Origin of the sequence: Lacticaseibacillus sharpeae JCM 1186 = DSM 20505 (assembly GCF_001436225.1) — a bacterium.
GTDB classification, from domain to species: domain Bacteria; phylum Bacillota; class Bacilli; order Lactobacillales; family Lactobacillaceae; genus Lacticaseibacillus; species Lacticaseibacillus sharpeae.
Map to the genome: position 1 here is coordinate 1 of NZ_AYYO01000026.1, position 1,232 is coordinate 1,232.

Genomic DNA, 1,232 nt, shown 5'->3' on the forward strand with positions numbered 1-1,232 from the left:
AAGGACGAACTCCAAATGATAAATTTACTATTCAACACCGTTTGACATAGTTCCGACGTTTTTAGCATCATTCTGGGACAAAGAAAAAAAGCCCGATTGAGCTTTTCTCAGTGATTATATTATTTTCCTTGTGCCGTGGTAATCACCTTATGAATCCGCGTAATCTCGGATTTAGGCTGCACTTCAAAATCAGAGCCGTTAATCTGCTTTCCTTTGCCTCTCATCTGATCCATATTAATTGCGCCAGCCGCAGACTTGTACTTAAGCGCGAGGTCTTTAATAGACGACAGAGAGATATCAGTTCGCAGGTTATCACTAACTGCGTTCAGAAACTTTCCGGATAGAACCTGAGTTGGATGATCTTTTACCTTAGCAATAATGGCACTAATTACGAGTTGTTGACGACGCTGGCGACCATAGTCACCATCTGGGTCATCATAACGCATTTGCGAAAAGCGCAGGGCGTCTGCACCATTCAGATTATATGACTGATTTTTAGCAAACGATTTTCCACGGTAACTGAAGGTAAGTGGTGAGGTAACCGTTACTCCACCCACAGCGTTAACCAGCTTCTCCAGTCCGCCCATATTCACGAGTAGATAACCGTCAATCTTGATGTCGGCCAGTTTTTCTACCGCATCTACTGCAGAAGTAGAACTACCATAAGAGTATGCTGCATTGATTTTCACCGGCACGTCATCAATTTCAATTTTGGTATCGCGAGGAATAGAAACCATGGTCGTTGTCCGCGTCTTCGGGTTCAAAACAACCACCATCATTGTGTCAGTCCGACCCTTGTAACTGCGTCCCAACGCCCCAGTATCGGCACCCATTAACAAATACGTTACTGGCTTGCCGCTGTTAGTCGCGTCCTCAGATGCCTTGTTCTTGTCCCATGAGCTAATTTGTGATGCTGCGTTGTGCACCCGGTAGTAGACGTACCCGCCGACTCCGATGATGGCCACAACCAGCACGGCCACAATGCGTAAGATAATCTTCTTCATTTAGTCATTTCTCCATTTAAGCCTACGTGTCGCCTTATTATACCGTGAAACAGGGTTATGTGGGTAATGGAAGCTGAAAAATAACCGTAGAGAATTGGTGCGACAAGGCACGTTGGCAGTACCGTATACGTATTTTATAGCCAGAATGCGCCAGAAATGTATGAAATTTTCACGGCAGATTTTATAATCAAGTTAGCCACTCGTGACCAAGTTCTTCTGAAATAAAAA

1 protein-coding gene is annotated in these 1,232 nt (G+C 44.5%); it reads right to left on the reverse strand.

Features of this window, described 5'->3' with window-relative positions; all coding sequences use genetic code 11:
• Positions 1–119: 119 nt before the first annotated feature.
• Positions 120–1,004 (reverse strand): LCP family glycopolymer transferase, encoded by an 885-nt coding sequence (locus FC18_RS06440; RefSeq protein ID WP_054680754.1) that lies wholly within the window; start codon positions 1,002–1,004, stop codon positions 120–122.
• Positions 1,005–1,232 lie beyond the last annotated feature (228 nt).

Bases quoted from the DNA above. Each gene is read 5' to 3' on its own strand.
- FC18_RS06440 (WP_054680754.1), bottom strand. From the start codon at position 1,004: ATGAAGAAGATTATCTTACGCATTGTGGCCGTGCTGGTTGTGGCCATC.